Genomic DNA, 23216 nt, shown 5'->3' with positions numbered 1-23216 from the left:
TTTATTTTGTAGTTTATTCCATTTACCTAAATTAGATTTTCTTAAAAGCCTACTAAAAATTATGACAATAGTTAGTAATACCATTTTCTAAAAATGGAGAGTTATACACTGAATAAATTATTTACTTTCGACTAAACGAATTGATATTTATTGAATGTGAGATTTAATGATTCGTATTTGACTTACTGATTAATTTCCTTTTGGTTTTCGCTTGCAATTATTGCGAATCGATTTTCAATTTTACGAATCTAAATGTTAAAAAGTGTAAAAATAATAAGTTTAGGTGTCTCAAATTACACAGTGAGACAAAATACAGCATGCTAGGAGTCAGATTTATACAGAATCTAGTAATGAAGTAGTGAGTGTTTTATGACACACTTTCTTTCTGAAGAGAAAAATAGTCTCTGTCAGAAATAACAGAGACTATTGATTTTTGGGTATAACTTAATACTAGACATAAGAAAATAGGTAGTAAGGCTATCCTTAGAGTTAACGAAGTGATCTAAGGATTTCTCGATGAAAGCAAGAGTCTTTAGACTCCAAAATCTTCTAAAATGTCGAGTCTGAAGAACTGCGTCCGCCTCTGTATCCATTTGTGAGTTCTTAGAGTAACTCTAAGAACAGTAAAGTTTTATCACTAAAATATATGTCCAACTACTTATTTTACTTTCTTAATATTTTTAGTTGCATCGTAACCGTCTTCTTTATTACTGACTTCTTCACTGGGGTTGTAATGCCTCATCAGTACATTGAATTTACCAGTGGTATTTCCTTCTCGGATGGGAATGTTGTTTGGCATTCCATCACATCCAAAACGTAGGGTGTAAGTACCATCTGCATTTTTTTCAGGCTTCATTTCACTTGAAATATTGGCAATATCATTAAACATTCGTCCATCACCATTATAGACAGTAGCAGACCAGAAGGCTTTATCTTTAGGGTCAACAAAAGTCATTTCATAACAACCTTCTGAGCTGAAGTATGGACTTGTCTGATAGATGTTATCTTCAACCATAGCTCCACCCCAACCACCAGCAGCGCCAACATAATTCATATATGCAGTTTGACCGCTTTCAGCATTACCAAATGCTTTAGATTGGTCATAGCCATCACTGAAATCTAAATTTCCAGCTTTATCGACTTCTTTAAATGTCTTCATATCCCAAGGCTTGACTTTGAAAGGTTTTGCACTGCTAGCCTCAATGATCAAGTTTCTTATGGCATTGTCGTCTAGCGCACGAACAATGACAAATGCATGATCCGTTTTCGCACTGATTTTATGTCTTCCAGAACCATAAATCATAGGTTGTGTTTCATGGTTTTCATCCACAATTTGTAACGAAACATACTTATCAGTTGGGGGAATTGTGACAAAAACACTATCGCTAGACATATCAATGACAGATACAGAATAAAAGGTATCTCTGTTCATCCGAACTACAAACTGTTCTTCTGGAATGCTGCTAGGTACAGGCATTTCAAAAAACGTATTGATATCTCCAGCTTTTTTGATCACAGCAGCTAATCGCATATTGGTGTAAGCTTGTGGGAAATTCTCTTGGGTAACAATAATTGCTTCAGTTTCTGAAGAATTAGATTCTTCATTTGAGCTACTATCTTGATTGGTACTTTGACAAGATGTAAGAACTACAAAACTAAAGAAGAATAATAGTATTGGGTTTTTCATAGTAGTGTTTAATGTATCCATTAAAGTTTCTCCAATACTAACACTGTAGGATTACCAAAGATTTTAATTTTAGCTGTTATGTCCTTTAATTCGAATTATTTCACTTAAAAAGTTAAGAAATTTTAAGAATATTTTATTTAATGCTTGACTTTCTAATTTATTAATCGCTCATTTGCCCCATCATATTTTTAGAACCCCTAAATCACAAAGGAGGGAATCATGATGGTCTTAAATTTACATATCGCCCCAACGACTGGTCTCAAATAATACTATTTGAGGATCGTTTCTGACACCTGCTTTATAAAAGCTTGGTGCTCATCTTTGTATCCAGTCATCTCCTATTCAATATTTCAAAACCGTTCAAGAATATCACCAATATCTCTTGAAGCCTGGCATAGCTGTATCTTTTCGCAAGTGTGTACACATTGTGCTAGGCGGTTACACCCTATTCTAAAATACATGGGCAAACAAAAGCTTAAAGGTAAAAACTTAAGAGCTATTCAATATTCGTCGAATAAAGCAATCAGCTTGGCGGTATCATTGATGGCTAAATACTATAAACATTCCACTGTTGAAGAACAGTTAAAACTACTGATCGATATAAAAGAAAATTATCAGAATTATTTAAATCATGAACATTTAAACATACTTGCTGAAGTTTTCAAACCTTCAGAAAAAGTGATACGCCAAGAAATAGCACTACTAGAAGAAGCTAAGGATTTTCAAGTGTTCGGGAGAAAACACATTAGTAGCAATGCCTACCAACAGATGAAGTGGGCCATGAAACTCCCGATTGCAAAACAAGGGGCGCTTATGCCCGATGCACACCAAGGCTACGGACTTCCGATTGGAGGTGTCTTGGCTACAGAAAATGCAGTTATCCCTTATGGCGTTGGTGTTGATATTGGTTGTAGAATGAGCTTGAGTATTTATGACTTGGACGCAAAGTATTTACAACGCTATCAATATCAATTGAAAGTGGCTTTGAAAGAGAAAACCAATTTCGGAACAGGAGGCGAATTAGGCTTTTCGCAAAAACATGAAATCCTTGATCGTAAGGAATTCGCTGCAACACCACTACTTAGGCAACTACATGGTAAAGCAGTTAGGCAATTAGGGTCTTCTGGTTCTGGAAATCACTTTGTCGAATTTGGTTTGGTAGAAGTAGGCACTGACAATCCTTGGAATTTGAAAGCAGGAGAATATGTGGGCTTATTGGCTCATTCAGGTTCAAGAGGTTTGGGCGCAAATATCGCAATGCATTATACCGAAATCGCGAAACAAAAATGTTTGTTGCCTAGCCCTACTCAAAACCTTGCTTGGCTAGATTTGGATTCAGAAGAAGGACAAGAATATTGGCTTTCTATGAACTTGGCAGGTGATTATGCCAAAGCATGTCACGATCAGATTCACTACAACTTGAGCAAAGCTTTAGGGATTAAAGCAATCGCTAAAGTTGAGAACCATCACAATTTTGCTTGGAAGCAAAAACAAGCGGATGGTTCAGAATCGATTATACACCGTAAAGGAGCTACACCCGCAGAAAAAGGTGTATTGGGTATCATTCCAAGTTCAATGTCATCGGCAGGGTACATTGTATCTGGAAGAGGAGAAACAACAGCGCTTCAGTCGGCTTCTCATGGAGCTGGAAGGCAGTTTTCTAGATCGAAAACAAGAGAGCAAATGACAAGAAGTAAGCTCAAGAAGATCTTGAATAAAGAACAGGTTACGCTGATTGGTGGAGGATTGGACGAAGCTCCAATTGCCTATAAAGACATTGAAGCAGTGATGTTAAGTCAGCGAGAATTGGTAGATGTTGTTGGGAAGTTTACGCCCAAGATTGTACGAATGGATAAAGCTTAAGAAAGTATGAAAGCATATATAAATTCATCAGAAAGTCTTTATGTACAGATTTCGGCAGGAAGGGGTCCTGCCGAATGCTGTTGGGTAGTTGCTCAAGTACTCAAAGTCCTTTTGAAAGATATTCAGCAAAAAGGATTCAATTATGAAATCTTGAACAGACAACTAGCAATGGAAAAAGGAACGCTAAGTTCTGCCTTGCTACTTGTGAAAGGCTCAAATTTAAAAGATGCGCTCAAGGAGTGGGAAGGCACAATCCAATGGATAGGAAAAAGTCCCTATCGAAAATTTCATAAGCGAAAGAATTGGTTTGTGGGTGTCAGCTTCTTTGAAGAAGAAGAAAAGGAAGCACTTCGTATTTCTGACCTTAGTTTTCAACGTTTTCGAGCTTCAGGACCAGGAGGACAACACCGAAACAAAGTGGAAACGGCTATACGAGCAATTCACAAACCGACAGGCTTGTGCGTCACAGCTACTGATAGCAAATCACAGCATCAGAATAAACAAGCAGCGATCGAAAAAATGAAGTTTGCGTTTCAAGCGCAGCGAATTGAAAATATGCAATCACAAATTGATGCGCAGTGGCGAGAGCACCTTTCTCTTGAAAGGGGAAATGCTGTAAAAGTTTTCAGAGGCACCCGTTTTGAGTAACTGAAATTCAATGAGACTTTAAATTTTAAACCAATAAAGACAATGTTTAACCAACTACTTATCAAAAAATAATGAAGTACATAGAACAAGTACTCCAAAGTGAGTCTATGACCTCATCTATTCAAGAAGCATAGTACTGATTTAGATGAGGATTGGGCTCCTATTCCTGAAAGGGAAATTCATTTCAAAGTCCAATACCAACATGAATCATTATGCAAAAGGAAACTTTAAACTATATACTGGAGTCGGTAGAAACGCAATCCTATTTCAGTTATCAACAAGACGATTATGTAAGACAACTTTTTATAGAAGCTTTAAAGCAAAAAGACATTAGTAAATCAGAATTGAAGCAAAGTCAATATGCTTTTCTCTTGAATAAACCGAATTTCAGAAAGATTACAGCGCAAAGTGGTGGTAAAGCCTATTCACTTTCACAACTCGACGGAATTGATACGCTTTCGCACAAAGCATTCAGTCTAAGCTTTGGTCGTTGGGGAAAGGAGATTAAGCATAGAAACAGAAGTTACTACCAGACTTCTTGCCCTAGTGAGAACCTTGTGTTGCAACTGAACTTCGATCTAGCACATGACTTGCTTTACCATAAATTATTCAATGTAAAAGAAGAAGGACATCCTTTTACTTGGGACTGCCATCCGATTTCTGAAAAGCACAAAACGATGGCTTGGGCACGTATAGATTTATGTCTTGAGACCGAAGAAGCTTTTATAGAAGAAGTACAAAATGATTGGCTACGGGAGGCTTTTGAAGTGCATACAATCATTAAAGCACGTACAGAGAAAAGAAGGAAATCTCATTGGATCAATGACTATACAGATCTCAATAGCTTTGAGAAGTATATGGAATTTCTGAAACCTTATCAGAAACTATGGTCGGAAGCGATTCTGATGGCAAGTCTCGACTTTTTACTCAACACTGTCGGGATACAGAAAGTCTTTTACCATAGTTACGAGAGTGGAAATCACTTCAAACAATTGAGATGGTCAAAGCCTCCCAAATCTTTATACACACAATTGCCGAAGCGTTTTGGCTTTCAGAAAACCAAAGAGATGCCTCAGTTTTGGCAGAATGAACACTATTTGAAAAAGAAGATCAGAACATTTGAAGGAGAGCTTTATTGTTTTGATTTCAGACTATAAAAATGGAACATGCTAGAAAATATTGCAGAACTTTACATGCACAGATCAGCAAAGGAACGACGTCTGATGATCGTTTTATGCCCGAAGGATATGTTCGGGCATTTGCTGAGATGGAGCAAATGGTTCTGACAGAAAAATTAGATGGACAAAATAACTGTTTCAACAGATATGGAGTTTTCGCCCGATCTCATGCGGCTCCTTCTCAATTACCTTGGGATAAACCAATGCGAGAACGTTGGGAGTTGATCAAGAATGACTTGAAAGATGTCGAACTCTTTGGCGAAAATATGTATGGCATTCACTCTATCGGGTATCACAAATTAGAGTCATACTTCTATGTTTTTGCCGTTCGAATTAAAGACAAATGGCTTTCGTGGGAAGAAGTAAAGTTCTATGCAGCTTTATTCGACTTTCCAACGGTTCCCGAAATACCAATTCAGACCGCTTTAACTGATGTATTTCATTTCTCTAAAGATGAGAATCAAATTTTGGCGGAATGGCTTCGCTTAAATTTGGAGATGACATGGGAAGAAAGTGTAGAGACCGAAGGCTTGTTGGGTGGCTATGACCCGACAACAGGAAAGGCTTGCTCTGAAGGTTTTGTCATTCGAAATGCGGAAAGTTATAGCACTAACTCAGGTAGATTGGCTGTCGCATCCAATGAGTTTGATAGCTTGATGAAGCTCGTTAGAAAAGCACATGTAAAAACAGATGTGCATTGGACAAAAAATTGGAATCCAAGCAAACTGATCGATTATCAGAAATACCATTGGTTTGCTTATGAATACTTATCAAAACAATGAATTGGAAATTTCCATATTATGAAATAGATCAACCCATCGACTGGGACAGTTTAGAAGCCCAGTTCGATTGGTTTCAAGAAATGAAAGACGTTCCTCAAGATGCTATTTGGCATGGAGAGGGCGATGTGATGACTCACACCAAAATGGTCGTGGATGCTTTAGTTACTTTGGACGAATTCAAAGTATTGGAAGAGCAAGACAAGCATATTTTATTTGCTGCTGCTTTGATGCATGATATTGAAAAACGTTCGACCACAAGTACTGAAGAGATTGATGGCATTCAGCGTATTATTTCTCCTCGTCATGCGAAGAAAGGTGAGTTTACCGTTCGAAAACTACTTTACATAACTATTCCAACGCCTTTTAAGGTGAGGGAGCAAATCTGTAAGCTAGTTCGTTTGCATGGGCTTCCGCTTTGGGCTATTGAAAAAAGTAATCCGCACAAAGCGGTTACTGAAGCTAGCTTGGAAGTCAATACACAACACCTCGCAATGCTTGCCAAAGCAGATGTACTTGGTCGCATTTGTCACGATCAAGAGGGAATGTTGGAACGAATCGAGTATTTCATAGAGCTGTGTATCGAAAATGAGTGTTGGGGAAAAACTAGGCATTTTGAAAATGATTTCGCTCGTTTTTTCTATCTGAATAAAGAGGTTTCTCCAGACTATATTCCTTTTGACAATTTCGAATTCGAAGTCTTTATGATGAGTGCTTTGCCGGGTAGTGGAAAAGACACTTACATCGCTCAAAACTTCGACCTCCCAATTCTTTCACTTGATGATATTCGGAGGGAATTGAAAATTGATCCGAAGGATAAAAAGAAAGGAGGGAAAGTTATTCAAGAAGCCAAAGAATTAGCAAAAAAGTATTTGAGGGAAAAGCAGTCCTTCGTATTTAATGCAACTAATATCACTGCTGATATGCGCAGAAAGTGGAGTTCACTTTTCATGACTTATGGAGCGAAAGTCAGTATCATTTACATCGAAGTTCCTTATAAGCAATTGCTCAAACAGAATCATGATCGAGAACATAAAGTACCTGAAGTCGAAATTGATAAGATGATTGGGAAGCTTGAAATACCAACGGCGATAGAAGCTCCGCATATTATTTTAAATGTAGATTGAGGAAAATGAATATTTCTTCATTTATTCTTCTTCTATGGAAACATTTCATACCTTTTGATGCTTTAGTATAAGGTTCAAAGTTTATTTCAAGATCAAAAAGTAAAATGGAAGTTCAACAAATTGCTTCACTTGCCGATTTTCAAACAATTATAGATGCGAGAAGATCGTACAGAATGTATGATACGACGTATGACATGCCTGAAGAAATTGTAGCCAATGCTTTAGAGGCGGCATTACTTTCTCCTAACAGTTCAAATATGCAAATGTGGGAGTTTGTACGTGTGCGTTCTACAGATATGAAAGAGAAAATGCACGATATCTGTTTAGGACAGTCTGCTGCAAAATCTGCATCTGAGTTTGTGGTAGTGGTCGCTCGTGCCAACGCTTGGAAAGAGCGTGCAGCTTTTAACTATCAAAGTTTGGAAAATGAATACGGCAGAGATTCTGAGCAATTCAAGAAAGTATCGCAATATTATGGTAAGTTGATGCCTTTCATTTACAGAAACGATTACTTCGGTATTATTGGTGGTGTCAGAAAGCTGATAACGGGAGTGATGGGACTATTCAAACCAACTGTTCATCAGGTTTCTAAAAAGGATATTCTAGCCTCTATTCATGGTTCAAACTCGTTGGCAGCTATGACCTTTATGTATGCCATGAAAGCACAAGGTTATGATACTTGTCCACTAGGAGGTTTTGATAGTAAAAGATTGAAAAAACTATTAAAATTGAAATCTTCTGACGAAGTAACTATGGTTATTACTTGTGGCAAAGGAGTTGCAGAAGGTGTATGGGGAAAACGTCATCGTGTCGCTTATAATGAAGTGGTAAGATCAGTCTAAGTTCTTATACATTCAACAATTGCAATTGATATAAAATCCCTTGAAGATGAATCATCACTTCAAGGGCTTTTTCTTTTTTAAAATAGGATAATCTTAAATTGTAATGGGGAATTTTAATGCTTTCATAAATCCCCCTGTTTTGTATCAAATATTTTTACTTACATCTAGCTTCTAGTTCGTATTTTCATTTAAAAAGAATGAACAAGCTATACTTTTTGCTCACTATTACTCTTTTTGGGCTAACAAAATCATTATTTGCTCAAAACCCTTTGGTCACACATATGTATACCGCAGACCCTACGGCAAGAGTTTTTGAAGGCAAACTTTATATCTATCCTTCGCATGATATTGTACCTCCTGAAGGGACTGAAGCACCAAGGTTTTGTATGCCCGACTATCATATTTTTTCATTGGAAAATGGGAATACTTGGAAAGATCATGGGCGCGTTTTAGACCAAAATGAAGTGCCTTGGGGAGAAAAGAATTCTTACGGAATGTGGGCACCAGATTGTATTGAGAAAGATGGGAAGTATTATTATTACTACCCTGCAAAACCAAAGAACGAAAATACTTTCCGTAGAATTGGTGTCGGTGTATCTGATAGCCCGACAGGGCCTTTCAAATGGGAGAAGAATTACATCAAAGGAGTGAGTGGAATAGATCCTGGACTTTTATTGGATGACGATGAGAAAGCATATCTATTTTTTGGAGGAGGACATGAACTATATGTCGCTCCGCTTAAAGATAATATGAAAGAAGTTTCTAAGGCCCCTATTTTGGTGGAAGGACTACCTGCGGGTTATAAAGAGGGCTCTTTCCCTTTCAAAAAAGATTCTACCTATTACCTCACTTTTGCGCATGTATTCGCAGATGAGGGTTATACAATAGGTTATGCAACAGCCGACAATCCGATGGGACCTTATCAATACCGTGGTAAGATCATGGATAATATAGACAATGGTACGAATCACCATTCTGTAGTTAATTATAAGGGAGATTGGATTCTTTTTTACCACTGGTGGGATGTGAGTGGGTATAACAAACTTCGTTCGATGCGTGCAGATTATATGACTTTCAAAAAAGATGGAAGTATAAAGAAGGTTAAACCAACCCGAAGAGGTATTGGAATTCCGACTTTAGGGGATACCATTCAAGTTGATCGCTACAATGAAATTCATAGGGCAAATACCGCTTTTGTAGGAGGAGAGGAACCATTGGGATGGATGGTCTCTGATACTAGGATGAATTCTTATGTTAAATTTAATAAGGTTGATTTTGGGAAAGGAACTGCAAAGAAAATGCAGGCTCGTTTAGCTTGTGGTCAGCGAATAGGAAGTATTGAAGTACATTTGAACAGTCCGAAAGGAAAGAAGATTGCTGAATTTTCTTTGGCTTATACAGGAGGGTGGAATTCTTGGGAAACCTTTGAAACAGACTTACTGGAAAGTGTTGAAGGAGTACATGATATTGTTATCGTCTTCAAATCAGACTGGGGATCTACGAAAACAGCCAACTTAAACTGGCTTATTTTACAAGAATAGAAAATTAAAAAAGCCCTTGAAGTATCGTATCATCTTCAAGGGCTTTTGTTTAGAATTCGTCTCTTTCAACCATCAAGATTGAATGTTGAGGAACGATAAAGTATTTTTCCTCTCCGTATTTAACCTCAATAGCATTCTTTTGTAAGAATAAAGCCAAATCACCTTCTTTCACTTGCAAAGGCATATACTTTGCTTTTTCATTGTCTTTCCAAGGCTCATCATAATCATCCCCTGCTGCAGGAATCATATACCCTGGACCGGTCTTGATCACGTAGCCCGACTGCACTTTCTCATTTTCTTTTACACTAGGAGGAAGGTACAATCCGCTTTTGGTTTGTGAACTCTGCGTTGGCTTTATCAACACACGGTCTCCGATAACCACCAATTTTTTCAATCCTTCTTCTGAACTAATCAACATCTTTTATATCAATTATCTGTTCTTATCAATTCTTCAAATTTAATTGAAAAACAAGCTAGAATCAACGGATTGTTCGTTTCGGACGTATTAAACTAATCTGAGGTTTTTATTAAAGTGTCTCTTTAAACCAAGTATTTGCTTTATCAACTGCCAAAGTTACTTCTGCGTCTTGGTCATAGAAATTGAACTGATGCATTGGTGAAGGCAATTCTGTATCTAGCCAATCCAAACGTTTATTTTCTGAGCTGATTCCTTCAAAGAAATTTTTGGTGTATTGAGGAAGTACGCATCCATCAGAATGAATCATTAGGGTTGGAGCTTGTAGCTTAGGTGCATATGGCATAGGGTCTAAAGTCAACCAATCTTCCCAACTCATCACCGCAAACTTATCGTTACTCCACTCTTTTACCCCGCCTCTTTCTGGGTTTAGGTAGTAATCATATTCGCCATACATGGCTGCACTTGTATTTGTGGTTGAAATTGTCTCGATATACTCCACTACACCATCTTGTGCGAAAGTCTTTTTCGCTTTTCTTGCCGCTTCTATTTTTTCGTTAACTCCTTCTTCTCCTCCATAGAATAATTTAACAGCCTCGGCATCATGTAACCAAGAAGCTGCCGTTACTACAGATTTGATACGATTGTCATCTGCTGCAGCCATCAAAGAATACATTGATCCTGCACAAACTGCGAAAATCCCAATTTTTTCACTGTCTACTTCAGGCAACGATTGAAGGTAGGTTACTGCATTTTTGATATCTTCTACTTTCATGCTTGGGTTTTCCCAAAAACGTGGTTCACCTTCACTCTCTCCATAATTTCTGAAGTCAAAAGCTAAAGTGATAAATCCTTTTTCGGCTAATTTTTCAGCATAAAGCCCCGCCATCTGTTCTTTGACCGTTGTCCAACTTCCGACAGATATAATTGTAGGTAAAACATCTCCTTCTTTATAATTGGCTGGATAAAAAAGGTTTCCTACTAAGTCTAATCCTTCGCTTTTAAAGTTTATCTTTTTCATGATTTTATATGTTTTTAGTATCTATTATTTGATTTGATCTAGAAGTCCGAAACCTCTTGCGGCAGTGATCGGATTGAAAATTTCTACATATTCTGTGATCTTACCTTCTTCATCAAATTTGAAGGTAGCGTAGTAATCGTTTTCATACCAACCCGCGTCATTCGGTAATTTGATTCTGCCTTTAAACTTTGTAAAAACAATAGATGGGTCTTCCATTGCATAGATTTCTTCTACCGGAAATTCCATCTTCTCAAAATTTGGAAATACAGGCTCCCAATAAGCTTTGATGGCATCTTTACCTTCGGCTCCTTCAGAAAATAAACCCGAGGCATAAGGGTTGATGTGCTTCCCATTTTCAGCAAATAAATCAGCTACTTTTTGGGCATTCATTTCTTCTAAGGCTTTCAGAAAAGCTAAGGTGCATTCTTTATTTCTTTGTGCAGTGTTCATTATTTAAGGTATTTGTGAGTGGATAGGTTTATTTCAAACCATTCATGGCTGCTTCGGGAAGTTTAGTGTTTCCGTCTTGGTATTTGAAATTGAACGTCATCTTAGAAACAGTCCATTTTTCATCTTTTTTCTCAAGGTCAAAGTCATAAGAACCCACAACAATCCAGACATTTCCCCCTTCGTGCTCCAAATAGTGTGTAGCAGTACCATAGCAAAATGCATGAGCCTTTTCAGCGGTTACATCCGAAAGAATGAAGTTGCCTAGTTGATGATGTGTGGTTGTAAAACCAGGAAGAATTGTTTTCCATCCCTCTATGATTTGTTTTGGGCTAAGTGTAGAAGCTTCTTGCCCACTCATACTTGAATAATCAAGTATTACTTCTTCTGAAAATGTGCTTTCTACTTTATCCCAATCTCTTTGGTCAGTGGCGACAAACAGTGTTGAGAGTGTTTCTTTGATTGCTTCCATTTCTTCTATATGATTTGAATCTGATGTTTTTTGCTCACAAGCACTGAGTAATAAAACAATGACTGCGAGTGCATTGACTAATTTCATCATGATCGTATTGAAAAACCGTTGATTTATTTCCTTTTGATTACGTTACAAATATCAGCGGTTTAAGATGGAATAGATTTATGATTTCAAAGCATGAAGTACAGATTTCAAAGATTTGATAATTTTGAGGCGTATTTGAGAACGGTGTAGCGAGTCTATGAAGGAATTTGAGTGAATTTACCCTTTACATTTACAGTGGGCAATTAAGGATTCTAAGAGTTTATAAATGAAAGTAGAAACAAAAAACAGTTCTTCAGACCCGAAAATATGAGTATTTAGGCTGAAGAACTGTTTCAATCTTAAAGTCATTTATAGACTAGAGTTATCTTATTCGAAAAGCTGAATAATATCTTGATAATCTAATTTTTTAGCCAACTCTAGAGGTGTCATTCCATCCCATGCTCTAAGCGTTGTATCCACTCCTGCATCGATTAAGATTTTAGCTGTTTCAGTATGTCCGTGCCAGATAGCATCGTGAAGAGGTGTATAGCCATTTGTAGGGCCTTGTGCATTTTTGATTTTATCGAAATCGGGATGGAATACAATCAATCGCATAATTTCGGGATTTCCTCTGTAGGCAGCTTTGTGAGTCACTACGGCTTTCATCGGTTCGCCTTCTAAAGTCAAATCTGCTCCATCTATGACTAGTTTCTCGAAAAGCTCTAGATGGTTATCTCTTGCCGCTACAAGTGCTGCTGTATGATAATCATTTCCTTTGTTTCCATTAGGAATTCGGATGTTTACATCTTCTGGTAGTCGTTTGGGTGTAAATCCATCCGCTTCAAATTTATCAGCTATGTATTGATCTCTTTTCTCGAAATATTCCTTGAAAATACTTTTGATCTTTTGGTCAATAGGGTGAAGTTCGTCATAGCCTTTTGCAACTACAGGGAAATCTGCTGCTATTCTTCCATAATGATCCTTTATGAGAGGGTTAATGTGATCTAGTGTGAGTAGGTACTGAATCATTTCTGGGTTCTGATACCATGTAGCAACCATAAGAGGGGTGAATCCGTTGCTTGCAGCTTGAAGGTTGATGATAGATTCTGCTCCATTTTCTACCAATATTTTCATGACTTCTACATTTCCCCCTTGTGCTGCAAAGTGAACAACGCTTGTTCCTGTGATGGGGTCAATGGTAAAAAGGTTCGCACCATTATTCAGTAAGTTTTTGACTTTAGAAACCTCTCCATATCCTGCAGCCTTCATCAGTGCAGTCAAGTGTGTTTCTTGATGCTCTATATTTCTTTCGTAGGCTCTTAGTTTCGTGAATTGAAGAATGCCATTATTTTCTTTGATCGAAGCATCTTGATGAATATACATTTGTATGCTATCTCCTTCATTGTTTACAGCCTTCCAAATGATATCATAACTTAATTGCCAATTTGTATCATCCTTAGTTATAATTTCCACATTTTGGAGTGCATGTCTATTCCAAGTAATACTTTCCCATATCTGATTGTACCAATTTTTAAAATCATCTTTTGAACGAATAGGGAAATCGGGATATGCCATATCTACAGGTTCTGCGATGTGTTCTAAAAATTCATTTACATCGGGGTGATGATCAAAATTGGCAAACCACTCATACAAAAAGCTTTCAACATCATTATTTGAGATTGATTTGCTAGGTGTTTCTTGTTTTGGGATAAAGGAAAACAGGAAGATAATAAGTGAAATACTCAATGTGACCATTCCTATTTTCGACAATATATTCGATGTTTTATTTGCTTTATCTTTCATTTTCATCAAAACTTTTACTTATCAACAATTTCCTTGAAGGATTTGTACAAAAGCAAAGTTCTGAAGTTTGAAAAGGAAAGAAGGTTTAAAAACAAAGGAGCAAGTATTCAAATCAAAGCTGTTTTGATTTTCGGTAGGCTAGAGGAGTCTTTTCAGTGTATTTTTTGAAGAAAGAACTGAAACGGTTTGGCGTGTCGAAATATAACCTATATGCAATTTCTTTTACACTGTCGTTGGTCTGAGCCAATTCTGCTTTTGCGAGTTTTAAAATATGATTATGGATGTGGCGTAATGCGGTATGCCCTGTAATCGATTTGACAACAGCGTTTAGATGATTAGGATGAACACTCAAGATTTCGGCATAATAAGACGGCGAATGTAAATTTACATCTGCTAGGAGTTCTGTGTCGGGATAGAAACTTGTTTTGATTAGTTTCTGAAAACGAGAAAGCATTTTCAAATCAGCCGTACGAATCTGTTTAGAGGCAAGATTAGCATCAACTTGCTTGTTGAATAACCGCTTCACTTGGTTGAGTAGTAACAAGACGTAAACTTCGATAAACTGAAATTTGTCAGCTTTGTCGCTTGTATATTCTTCCTTTATCCGTTTGTAAATGGCTAAAATCTCGGGTAAGTCTTTAGGATCAATCTCAAAAGGAATTGATTCATCAATTTTTAGAAAAGGAAACTCGTCCAATAATTTCTCAAAATGATGAGATGAAGCCAAGAAATCCTGAGAAATCATAATGTAAAAGCCTGTCCAATTGGGAACAATATCCCAAGAGGTAATCTGAAATGGAGAATTAAAAAATACGGTTACACCTTCGGGGAAATCAGTATTGTGTCCTGTAATAGCCTTTCCTTCACCATTGGCTTTGATCGCTATCGAATAGAACTCATGTCGGAAAGGAGGCATATTCGAGATGACCTTTCCCATATTTTCTTCAAAACTTCGAATGTCAAAATGCGGATGTAATGGCTCTGAAATACCAATGGCTTTACAATATGCTGATATGGTTTTAAAGTGTTTCAAAGAATCTATTTGGCTTTGAGGTATTGGCGTTTAATAATCGATTTTTCGACTGTATAAATCCAATTTATTATTTAATTTGAAACTTCAAAAAATACATTTTTTAATAATTGGAGAAATAGATTTTTTATGAGGCAAGAAGAATTAAAGAAGGTTGAAAAAAATATTAAGACAGCTTGGGGTGCTGCATTATTTTCAATGGTGATTACAATAATATTGACGGTAATGTCGATGTTAAATGAAAATGTAGCTCAGAAATTGGGTTTGAGTACATATAATTTCTTTGATGCTTTTATACTTGGTTTTTTAGCACTAGGGGTATATCGAAAGAAACGTTTTGCATCAGTTGCATTATTTGTTTATTTCTTGCTTAGTGTTTTTATCAATATCGTTGATGGACAGCTTTCCGGTGGTATTGGTCGTATCATCTTCGGAATTCTATATTTTAAAGGGATGATAGCTTGTTTTAAATATTATAAGCATCAAGTAGAGATTGGCGAAATTGATCCAGATCAACCTAAAGGATTAAAGACTTATTTAGGATATGGGGTCTTAGGTTTTTTTAAGTTTTGTATTAATTATTCTAATCGTGATAGGTTCCTTTACTACTGAAACTACTATACTTTCAGGGAATGAGTTGAGTCAAAATTATATTGATTTTATAGAAGAAAATCAGCTTGTTGAACCGACCGACCATATTCATTACTGGTATTCAGATGCAGCTTTTGATATTGAAGAAGGTGTATACTTTTTCACAGATGAAAAAGTAGTAGTTTTTAGTAATCTATTAGAAGAGCCTGTTATCATAATTCCTTATGAACAAATAGTTGAAGTAGATTTTCAAAAAAGTGAATCTGATTGGGTTGATAGTTATGTGATTCTATCTCTAGAAGATTACTCAACGATTAGTATTCCAGTTACCGTTGAAGAAGGTGGTGATCATATTTTTTTCAATGACCTTAGAAAGACTTGGGGAGCTAAAGTGCAGATCATAAATGACTTATCTCAATATGAATTAGAAGGAAGTCTAAATTAATTGTGAGTTTATAAGAAATGAAAAACCCCACAGTATTAGCTACTATGGGGTTTTATTATAGTTAAGAATTCGTGTTTTCTAAAGAAAGCGTAACCGTCGTATTTGCTAATAATCGCTTGGGTTTATCAACTTTTGGTTTTACTCCAAATGTGAGAGCTAAAGCTGTAATCATAAATGATATGACAAATACGGTGATAGGAAACCACATTCCTTTGAATGCGGGTGTGTGTGGATAATAATACATTTTTAATAATTAGTTTTTGGTAAAAAATAGAACTTGAAAAATTTCAAGTGACTATTCCTTATGCTTCAAAAGTTAAGAGAGAGAAAAATCATAAGGGAATAGGTTTAATAATTTAGGGATTTTTTTGGATAAGTAGAATGAGGAGAAACTACTTTTATTTAAAAAAGCCTTCACTTTCCACAATGATTGGGATAGTGAAGGCTTAAGTATATTATATGTAAAACTCAATTGAAATGAGTCTTATCGGATTTTAGGCTTTGATGCTATTTTTTGGTTAGACGGTAATACATATCTCCCCATTGCGAAGCTTCATGAGGGAACTTGATTTGGAAGTCGTAATAGCTTTCATCACCGTATCGTTTTGATTCAGTGTAAGAAATCTCTTTTCCATCAACATTTAGAGTGAATGTACCGATTACTCCACCCCATTCATCTGTTGATTGGTAAACGTAGGTAAATGTACCTGTTTTAAGTGTATAATCGCCAGCGTCAAAGGTTTCTCCATCTGCGCCATGATCTACAGTGATTGTTCCTGTCCAAGTTCTACCATCATCTGATACGGTTACATCTGAGAATGAATACGTATCATCTAAAGTAGCTTCTGTACCCGCTACAGGGTAATGGTTGTCAGTGTATTCATATATTGCTGAAGTAGCTGAATGTGCGCCCCAATTACCTGTAAGGAATTCATCTGGAGCAGGAGCTAAACAAGGGTTTTCACCAACATGCCCTCTGCCAAACTTATACCAATGTGCATCGGTAGCATTCCCGTCAGACAATTGACCGCCATTGAATTTTAAAACAATCTGATCATTCCCCGAACCTTCTACAGGGTTATCAACAACAACTTCTGTTCCGTCTGTAGCAATGTATTTCATTGTCCAGTACTGACGGCTTTCTGTATCTAGAGGGTCTTGAAGTACTTTAAGCTCAAAACTACCCGCAGTAGGGAATACGACCCAATCACCATCTACATCTTGTACGTTTGTAAGTTCTCCATCAGCACCTGCAGTATATGTGAAATCTCCTGATAAAATACCACTTGTTTCATCATAGAACTCATTAGAGAATGTCATGATATTGTCAAAGTCTGCACAAATACCAGCATCTCCGCTAGGCCAGAAACCTATTTCTGTGATACCCCAACTACCATTCAATGAAATTGGCGAATATGATGGAATGATAGGTTCGTTACCTGGTCCACCTGTATCACCAGGAAGAGTGTAGCCTTCTTTCACAAAGGTATACCAAGTCTTTTGACCATAATTTAACTCCAACTCATTGTATGTACAATCTTGCCAGCCTAGAACGTGTGCCTCTGGTGCAAATGGAAGGCGGAAAACAGTGTATGGATTTTCGCTGTTTTCATCGGCATCCCACTCCAGTGGCAATGAATATTCTTCATTGTTATCTGTCGTTAAGATTAACTTATCTTCATTAAGGTCAAGCACCCAGTTAAAAGCACCTTGAGGCATTCTTCCATAGAAAGGCGTATAGTCTACCTGCCCATTACAATCACTTGAGTAAATGAATGATTCATACATTCCATCTTCACCTGCATCGTAAGAACCTGTTCCTACTAAATTACCATTTCCATCAATACCTGTAGTTGTTAGTTCCAAAGTGTTGTCTGAAGCTGGAGCTACTGTAGGCATATTGTTTTCCAAAGCTTTTGTATCTGACCAACCCCAATCTTCTCCAGGTCCGATGTGGTAAAAGAATTGCATTGGTTTTCCTACATACCACTTACCATGTATTAGATTTTCAAATGGTTGTACGGTAAGTGTCCAGTCGCGAGTCAGACCGCCTTGTGCTGTTACTTTATAAGTGAAAGAGCCTGAAGAAAGGTCGATGGCTTCGCCCGATGCTGGAGAAATCGAAGCTCCGTGCGAGACTTCGATAACAGGAGTCACATTTGAAAGGTCCATTCCTTCGATTACATAAATAGTCATTTCTGCTTTCGAAGTCGTTCTTGTAATATCTGCTGGACCTATTTGTACCCCATTAATAAAATATGAAATGATTGCTCTTTCTTGACTCATCAACTCATTTGGGTCTTCAGGTTGACAAGCTCCTATACCTAGGAATAAAGCAAAAAGTAAAAATATATTTCTAGTTCTCATTTTTCCTATGTTTTAATAAAGTCATCTAAAAAATGTAGAGGAGTAGCTTTGTCAGAAGGATTTTTTCTGACAAAGCTTTCATTCCATGATTAAGGAATCATTGGATTTGAATCAATCTCTGTCTGTGGAATTTCAAAGTAGTAAACTCCTTTTTCAAGAGTTTTACCATGTTCGCCGCCCAATACTGATTCCATGCTATTGGTTCTTCTCAAATCAAATAGGCGTTGACCTTCAAAGGCAAGTTCATATGATCTTTCTTTTAGAATAGCAGTCCTAAAATCATCGTCAGACATGCCTGCTGGTAGTGGAGCTAAACCTGCTCTGCTTCTAATCTGATCCATGATTGCATAAGCTTCACCTGTAGCACCTACGGCTTCTGCATATACCATCATGATATCTGTATAGCGTAGAATTGGTGTGTCACAAGAGGTTTGTTCGCCTTCTTGATTTGGATCTAAAAATTTGATTGGGAATGCAGCCATTAGACCACCTCCAGGGTAGTACAGCTCTTTATCTTCTTCATCATCTCCGCTTGCTGGAACAGTAATAGATGAGAAGATCATTTCTTCATTTCTTTTATCTCCTGATTCAAAAGTGGAACGGAAGCTATCTTCAATCCAGAAGTGCTCAAATCCACCACCTCTAATGGTTACTCCGTTTGGTAAGATTATTTGAGAAGCACCTTCAGCATTTGGTGTAAACATGATTGGCAATTTGGAGTACTCTCCTTCTACCAATCCGCTTCGATCAGTTGCTGAAACAAATATGTGTTCTTTAGCATCGTATCTCGCATCAACATTCCATGTATTCAACAAATCATCTTCGAACATATAAGTTGATTGCTCATGTAGTACTTTGCCTGCATAGGTAGCTGCTTTTGTGTAGTATTCTTGACTACTTGTAACCCAATTGTAGCCTTCAACACCCGTATGAGCAGAAGAAGCAATATGTAAGTACATTTTAGCCAAGAGAGCCCAAGTTGCTACTTTATTTCCTCTTCCATAGTTTCGATCTGTACTTAGCACTTCTTCAGCAGCTAACAAATCTTCTTCAATGAAAGTATATACATCAGACATTGGACTTAGACCTTTTGGAACGCCAGATTTAGAGTCTACTTGCACATCTCTGATGACAACATCACCAAAGAAACGTACTAAATTGAAATGATGTAAAGCACGGAGAAATTTAGCTTCAGCTACTATTTCAGCCTCTCTTGTCTTACTAAGTCCGCTAATGTCTTTTACATTTTCAATAACAGCATTGGCTCTATTAATCCCGATATATGGATAACGCCACATATCTTCAGCAATACCATTGGTATTGTTAATGTTTAAGCGATCTAAAGCATGTTGATCTGCTCCTGCATCGGGTTTGATGGTTAAGCTTTCCGATGGAACTTCTGTCGCAATAATGTAGTGTCTCGAATAGTATTCAATTTGAGACATAATTGCGTAAGAGTATGTCAATGCTGACTCTGCATCTTCTGGTGTCTGATAAAAAGTCTCTTTTGAAAGGAATCCATACGGATCTTCATCAAGACTACATGAAGAAGAAGCTCCTAAAAGAGCAGCGGCTAGGAATATATTTCTAAAGATTTTTTTCATGATTTCAGATTATTTCAAGGTTACATTCAGACCAAAAGAATAGGTAGTAGGTTGCGGATAACCTCCCCAGTGGATACCATTTGCTGCTACTTCTGGGTCAAAACCATATTGGAATTTTGAAAAGATGTAAGGATTGTCAATTGAGACGTATGCTCTCAAATTCTGAATCCAATTCACTTTCTGAGGCATCGTATAACCAAGAGTTATGTTTTGAATACGTAAGAACGATCCGTCTTCAATCCACCAATCTGAAGCTCTATAAAGTCTATTGTCATTTAAGCTAGGATAAGCATTGGTAGGGTTGTCTGGAGTCCATCGATTTAATTGAGCTGCTCCTTCAAAACGAGTCATGTTGTAAACGTCATTGCCATTAACTCCGTTAAGTAAGAAACTAAAATCAAAGTTTTTGTAACGCATACTTGACGAAATACTGTAGATAAAGTCTGGATTAGGATTACCAATCACAGTTCGATCATCAGCATCTACTTCATCGCCTTGTAGGTTTACATATTTAATTTCACCAGGTCTAGCTTCATCTCCTCTCAAACCAGCTTCTAAACCTTCTTCTACAGATTGAATGATTCCATTGGTTTTATAGCCATAAAAAGCACCGATTGGTTGACCAGGAATCAAGACATTAACTGGCGATCTAAATCGTTCTACATCACCTCCAAACCATACTAGGTTCTGACTACCAATTTCAACTACTTCATTTCGGTTTTGAGAGAATGTACCTTTCACACTCCATTCAAAGTCTGAAGCATCACCAGTGAAAATGGCTACATCTAAACTGATTTCATAACCATTGTTTCTTACAGCTCCATCGTTTACCAATACTTCATCATAACCTGCACTAGGAGCTACACGCTCACTACGTAGAAGATCGGTTGTATATTTATCATAAACTTCAGCAGTTAGCATAACTCTAGAGTTAAACAAGCTAATGTCCACCCCTAAGTTTGAAGTTGTTGTCGTTTCCCATTTCAGCTCACCATTCGCCATTCCTTGCCAGTATTTGTAAATGAAATCTGGGGTGTACCATGTTCCAGGGCCAAATCCTGTGCTCCATCCTCCGCCAGCATTCGGATAACGAGCCGTTCCATATCTTTCATTAATTTGATAAGGATCTAATCCTTGATTACCTGCTTGACCCCATGAAGCTCTCACTTTAAATGAGCTAATCGCTTCAATGTCTTGCATAAAGCTTTCTTTGTGCAGATTCCAACCCAATGCTACTGACGGGAAGTAACCCCAACGGTTATTTTGACCAAATTTAGATGAACCATCAGCTCTCATTGTAGCGGTGATGAGGTATCTGTCATCAAAGACATAGTTTAATCTACTGATCGCTGAAAGAAGTGTACTTGCTTGGTAGCTGTTGGTAGTTTCCATAATGTCAGCTGCATACAAGTTTTGGTTTTGCAGATTGTCATTCACAAAGCCTTTACCCACTAGTTGGCTATTTCTCATTTCATATCTTTGAGCACTCCAACCTGCCATAGCAGTGATTCTGTGTTTATCTGAAACTGTTTTGTTATAAGTCAAATAAGTTTCACTTAAGATATCATGGTCTGTGAAATTCGATATTGATCCGTATCCATTCCATTCGTTACCGTTCCAAGTTTTTCCGATTGGCTCATAAAGGTCAGATACCGAGTTACCGTTTTTGTAGTTAAGTTGAGTTCTCAGTTTTAAGTCGTCGGTAATTCCCCAATCCAGATACAAGTTTGATATAAAGTCAGTACCTCTATTTTTGTTCAAAACTTCGTCTGCTAGGATAATTGGATGGTAGAAATCTTGATTTCCAATTCTGAAATAATCACCATTTTCATCATATACAGGGAATACAGGTGAACGACCAATACCACCACCAGCACTATTATCTTGATCTGTATTTGAGAATATAATATTAAAACCCGCTTTTACATTTCTAAAAATCTCTTGATCTAAACTAAAGCGAGCATTTATACGCTTGTATTCATCCCCAATGTTCATACCTTCTTGCCCTAAATAACCTAGAGAGAAGTAATATTGAGAAGTTTCTGTACCACCGTTAGCAGAGAAGTTATAATCTTGAGCCAAAGCATTTCTGTAGACAACATCAGCCCAATCGGTTCTGTGTCCCCATTCGCCACTTTGGATTTCGCTAACAGAAGGATAGTAAGTTCCTAAAAAGTTGCTTCCATTATAAAGTGGAATCATACCTGCATTGGTACGCCCTTCGTTAGAGATAAGTGCAAAAGAGGCAGGGTCATTTATGGTATTAAAGTTTGAAGGAGGAGTCTGTACTGAAACTCTAGAATTAAAGTTTACATTCATCTTACCAGACTTACCTCTTTTCGTGGTGATCATGATTACACCATTGGCACCTCTAGAACCATAAATGGCAGATGCAGATGCATCTTTCAAAATCTCAATAGATTGGATGTCGTTTGGATTGATTTGCTTCAAATTTCCTGCACCACCCATCGGGAATCCATCTACAACAAGTAGAGGACTGCTATCTCCTGTAAGTGAACTAACCCCTCTTAGTTGTACATTTACGGAGCTACCTGGTTGCCCAGAAGAGTTTGTGATCTGAAGACCTGCTGCCTGACCTTGTAATAACTCTTCCACATTTGCAGTTGGTCTAGAAGGTAGGTCATCCATTGTTACCGTGTTTACAGCACCAGTAAGGTCACTCTTTTTCATGGTACCATAACCAACCACTACAATCTCTTCTAATTGTTCAGCATCTTCAACAAGTGTGACTTCAATATAAGAACGAGACCCAATTGGCTCTTCAATTGTTTTATAACCTATAAATGAGAAAACTAATGTTTCAGTGTCTTGAGGAACTGATATTTTAAAGTTTCCGTCAAAATCTGAAATAGTACCATTTGTGGTTCCTTTGACCACGACATTCACACCTGCCAACACTTCACCGCTAGCGCTAACTTTACCAGTGATAATTGTTTCTTGAGCTAAAGCAGCTACAGATGTTCCAAAGAAAAGTGATAAAAATGTGACTAGTATTCTTAGACTAGTCCTTGATGGTGATAAACTCTTCATATCTGTTCATGTAAAAAAGTTATCGTATATTTTTTTAGTGTTTCATAGTTAAAAGGAATTGAAAAACAGTATCAATTGAAGTGCGCAGACTGTCCTTCGTTTCACTTTACAGATACAATAATAGTAGGGCTTACACTTTTAAAAATGGAAAAATCAAGAATGTATCACTAATACGTTGAAAAGTATCTGTGATAAGTGTATGATCATCGTTTTTAGTATTATAAACCCAATTTTTAGCTTGAAAATGACCTGAAATAGATCGATTATATGAAGTGTGG

The 23216-nt window shown here is 37.2% G+C and carries 20 protein-coding genes; 9 read left to right on the top strand and 11 right to left on the bottom strand.

The features are described 5' to 3' along the window. Positions 1 to 658: 658 nt before the first annotated feature. Positions 659 to 1687 (bottom strand): DUF1254 domain-containing protein, encoded by a 1029-nt coding sequence (locus BC781_RS10970; protein WP_109617510.1) that lies wholly within the window; start codon positions 1685 to 1687, stop codon positions 659 to 661. 459 nt (positions 1688 to 2146) lie between these two features. Between BC781_RS10970 and BC781_RS10965 the strand changes: the two genes are divergently transcribed. The 7 genes from BC781_RS10965 (at position 2147) to BC781_RS10935 (ending at position 9665) form a co-directional block, all read left to right on the top strand. After that, complete coding sequence (locus BC781_RS10965; RefSeq protein ID WP_109617508.1) at positions 2147 to 3550, top strand: RtcB family protein; 1404 nt, start codon at positions 2147 to 2149, stop codon at positions 3548 to 3550. 6 nt (positions 3551 to 3556) lie between these two features. Continuing rightward, positions 3557 to 4198 carry a peptide chain release factor H gene (gene prfH, locus BC781_RS10960; RefSeq protein ID WP_109617506.1) on the top strand — a complete coding sequence of 214 codons (642 nt, stop codon included), beginning with the start codon at positions 3557 to 3559 and terminating at the stop codon, positions 4196 to 4198. Positions 4199 to 4410: 212 nt separating this feature from the next. Further along, entirely contained in the window at positions 4411 to 5355 is a 945-nt protein-coding gene (locus tag BC781_RS10955; RefSeq protein WP_109617503.1) for a hypothetical protein, read from the top strand. A 2-nt stretch (positions 5356 to 5357) separates the two neighbouring features. After that, a complete protein-coding gene (locus BC781_RS10950; protein WP_109617501.1) occupies positions 5358 to 6158 on the top strand; it encodes an RNA ligase family protein in 801 nt (266 codons plus the stop codon). Beyond that, positions 6155 to 7282, top strand: a complete 1128-nt coding sequence (locus BC781_RS10945) for an AAA family ATPase (protein ID WP_109617500.1) — start codon at positions 6155 to 6157, stop codon at positions 7280 to 7282. Before BC781_RS10950 ends, BC781_RS10945 begins: the two co-directional genes overlap by 4 nt. Before the next feature lie 104 nt (positions 7283 to 7386). Then, a complete protein-coding gene (locus BC781_RS10940) occupies positions 7387 to 8124 on the top strand; it encodes a nitroreductase family protein (RefSeq protein ID WP_109617498.1) in 738 nt (245 codons plus the stop codon). 197 nt (positions 8125 to 8321) lie between these two features. Then, entirely contained in the window at positions 8322 to 9665 is a 1344-nt protein-coding gene (locus BC781_RS10935; protein WP_109617496.1) for a family 43 glycosylhydrolase, read from the top strand. Positions 9666 to 9714: 49 nt separating this feature from the next. Here BC781_RS10935 and BC781_RS10930 read toward each other — a convergent pair whose 3' ends face one another. From BC781_RS10930 to BC781_RS10905, 6 genes are all read right to left on the bottom strand, one after another. Next, positions 9715 to 10083, bottom strand: a complete 369-nt coding sequence (locus BC781_RS10930) for a co-chaperone GroES (RefSeq protein ID WP_109617494.1) — start codon at positions 10081 to 10083, stop codon at positions 9715 to 9717. Between the two features lie 109 nt (positions 10084 to 10192). Beyond that, positions 10193 to 11101, bottom strand: a complete 909-nt coding sequence (locus BC781_RS10925; RefSeq protein WP_109617493.1) for an alpha/beta hydrolase — start codon at positions 11099 to 11101, stop codon at positions 10193 to 10195. A 24-nt stretch (positions 11102 to 11125) separates the two neighbouring features. Further along, positions 11126 to 11551, bottom strand: a complete 426-nt coding sequence (locus BC781_RS10920) for a nuclear transport factor 2 family protein (RefSeq protein WP_109617490.1) — start codon at positions 11549 to 11551, stop codon at positions 11126 to 11128. A gap of 28 nt (positions 11552 to 11579) precedes the next feature. Beyond that, positions 11580 to 12110: a nuclear transport factor 2 family protein gene (locus tag BC781_RS10915; protein WP_109617488.1), complete on the bottom strand. Its 531-nt coding sequence runs from the start codon at positions 12108 to 12110 to the stop codon at positions 11580 to 11582. 324 nt (positions 12111 to 12434) lie between these two features. Continuing rightward, positions 12435 to 13850 (bottom strand): ankyrin repeat domain-containing protein, encoded by a 1416-nt coding sequence (locus BC781_RS10910; RefSeq protein ID WP_158281444.1) that lies wholly within the window; start codon positions 13848 to 13850, stop codon positions 12435 to 12437. Between the two features lie 112 nt (positions 13851 to 13962). Beyond that, a complete protein-coding gene (locus BC781_RS10905) occupies positions 13963 to 14883 on the bottom strand; it encodes a helix-turn-helix domain-containing protein (protein WP_109617485.1) in 921 nt (306 codons plus the stop codon). A 126-nt stretch (positions 14884 to 15009) separates the two neighbouring features. On the opposite strand from BC781_RS10905, the gene BC781_RS10900 reads away from it, so the two are divergent. Together BC781_RS10900 and BC781_RS10895 are read left to right on the top strand one after the other, a co-directional pair. Next, the gene (locus BC781_RS10900; RefSeq protein ID WP_109617482.1) at positions 15010 to 15492 is read left to right on the top strand and encodes a hypothetical protein; all 483 of its coding nucleotides are present in this window, start codon (positions 15010 to 15012) and stop codon (positions 15490 to 15492) included. Then, a complete protein-coding gene (locus BC781_RS10895) occupies positions 15470 to 15916 on the top strand; it encodes a hypothetical protein (protein WP_109617480.1) in 447 nt (148 codons plus the stop codon). Before BC781_RS10900 ends, BC781_RS10895 begins: the two co-directional genes overlap by 23 nt. Positions 15917 to 15977: 61 nt before the next feature. Here the strand turns inward: BC781_RS10895 and BC781_RS25405 are convergent, their stop codons facing one another. From BC781_RS25405 to BC781_RS10880, 4 genes are all read right to left on the bottom strand, one after another. Beyond that, complete coding sequence (locus BC781_RS25405) at positions 15978 to 16160, bottom strand: hypothetical protein (RefSeq protein ID WP_146201673.1); 183 nt, start codon at positions 16158 to 16160, stop codon at positions 15978 to 15980. A gap of 263 nt (positions 16161 to 16423) precedes the next feature. After that, positions 16424 to 18283, bottom strand: a complete 1860-nt coding sequence (locus BC781_RS10890; RefSeq protein WP_109617478.1) for a hypothetical protein — start codon at positions 18281 to 18283, stop codon at positions 16424 to 16426. Positions 18284 to 18372: 89 nt separating this feature from the next. Continuing rightward, a complete protein-coding gene (locus tag BC781_RS10885; RefSeq protein ID WP_109617476.1) occupies positions 18373 to 19887 on the bottom strand; it encodes a RagB/SusD family nutrient uptake outer membrane protein in 1515 nt (504 codons plus the stop codon). Between the two features lie 9 nt (positions 19888 to 19896). Continuing rightward, positions 19897 to 22938: a SusC/RagA family TonB-linked outer membrane protein gene (locus tag BC781_RS10880; RefSeq protein ID WP_109617474.1), complete on the bottom strand. Its 3042-nt coding sequence runs from the start codon at positions 22936 to 22938 to the stop codon at positions 19897 to 19899. Between the last annotated feature and the right edge of the window lie 278 nt (positions 22939 to 23216).

Origin of the sequence: Sediminitomix flava (genome assembly GCF_003149185.1) — a bacterium.
Taxonomy (GTDB): domain Bacteria; phylum Bacteroidota; class Bacteroidia; order Cytophagales; family Flammeovirgaceae; genus Sediminitomix; species Sediminitomix flava.
The sequence above is the reverse complement of the archived record's forward strand: the minus strand, read 5'-3'. Positions and strand labels throughout refer to the sequence as shown.

Bases quoted from the DNA above. Each gene is read 5' to 3' on its own strand.
- BC781_RS10970 (WP_109617510.1), bottom strand. From the start codon at position 1,687: ATGAAAAACCCAATACTATTATTCTTCTTTAGTTTTGTAGTTCTTACA.
- BC781_RS10965 (WP_109617508.1), top strand. From the start codon at position 2,147: ATGGGCAAACAAAAGCTTAAAGGTAAAAACTTAAGAGCTATTCAATAT.
- prfH (WP_109617506.1), top strand. From the start codon at position 3,557: ATGAAAGCATATATAAATTCATCAGAAAGTCTTTATGTACAGATTTCG.
- BC781_RS10955 (WP_109617503.1), top strand. From the start codon at position 4,411: ATGCAAAAGGAAACTTTAAACTATATACTGGAGTCGGTAGAAACGCAA.
- BC781_RS10950 (WP_109617501.1), top strand. From the start codon at position 5,358: ATGGAACATGCTAGAAAATATTGCAGAACTTTACATGCACAGATCAGC.
- BC781_RS10945 (WP_109617500.1), top strand. From the start codon at position 6,155: ATGAATTGGAAATTTCCATATTATGAAATAGATCAACCCATCGACTGG.
- BC781_RS10940 (WP_109617498.1), top strand. From the start codon at position 7,387: ATGGAAGTTCAACAAATTGCTTCACTTGCCGATTTTCAAACAATTATA.
- BC781_RS10935 (WP_109617496.1), top strand. From the start codon at position 8,322: ATGAACAAGCTATACTTTTTGCTCACTATTACTCTTTTTGGGCTAACA.
- BC781_RS10930 (WP_109617494.1), bottom strand. From the start codon at position 10,083: ATGTTGATTAGTTCAGAAGAAGGATTGAAAAAATTGGTGGTTATCGGA.
- BC781_RS10925 (WP_109617493.1), bottom strand. From the start codon at position 11,101: ATGAAAAAGATAAACTTTAAAAGCGAAGGATTAGACTTAGTAGGAAAC.
- BC781_RS10920 (WP_109617490.1), bottom strand. From the start codon at position 11,551: ATGAACACTGCACAAAGAAATAAAGAATGCACCTTAGCTTTTCTGAAA.
- BC781_RS10915 (WP_109617488.1), bottom strand. From the start codon at position 12,110: ATGATGAAATTAGTCAATGCACTCGCAGTCATTGTTTTATTACTCAGT.
- BC781_RS10910 (WP_158281444.1), bottom strand. From the start codon at position 13,850: ATGAAAGATAAAGCAAATAAAACATCGAATATATTGTCGAAAATAGGA.
- BC781_RS10900 (WP_109617482.1), top strand. From the start codon at position 15,010: ATGAGGCAAGAAGAATTAAAGAAGGTTGAAAAAAATATTAAGACAGCT.
- BC781_RS25405 (WP_146201673.1), bottom strand. From the start codon at position 16,160: ATGTATTATTATCCACACACACCCGCATTCAAAGGAATGTGGTTTCCT.
- BC781_RS10890 (WP_109617478.1), bottom strand. From the start codon at position 18,283: ATGAGAACTAGAAATATATTTTTACTTTTTGCTTTATTCCTAGGTATA.
- BC781_RS10885 (WP_109617476.1), bottom strand. From the start codon at position 19,887: ATGAAAAAAATCTTTAGAAATATATTCCTAGCCGCTGCTCTTTTAGGA.
- BC781_RS10880 (WP_109617474.1), bottom strand. From the start codon at position 22,938: ATGAAGAGTTTATCACCATCAAGGACTAGTCTAAGAATACTAGTCACA.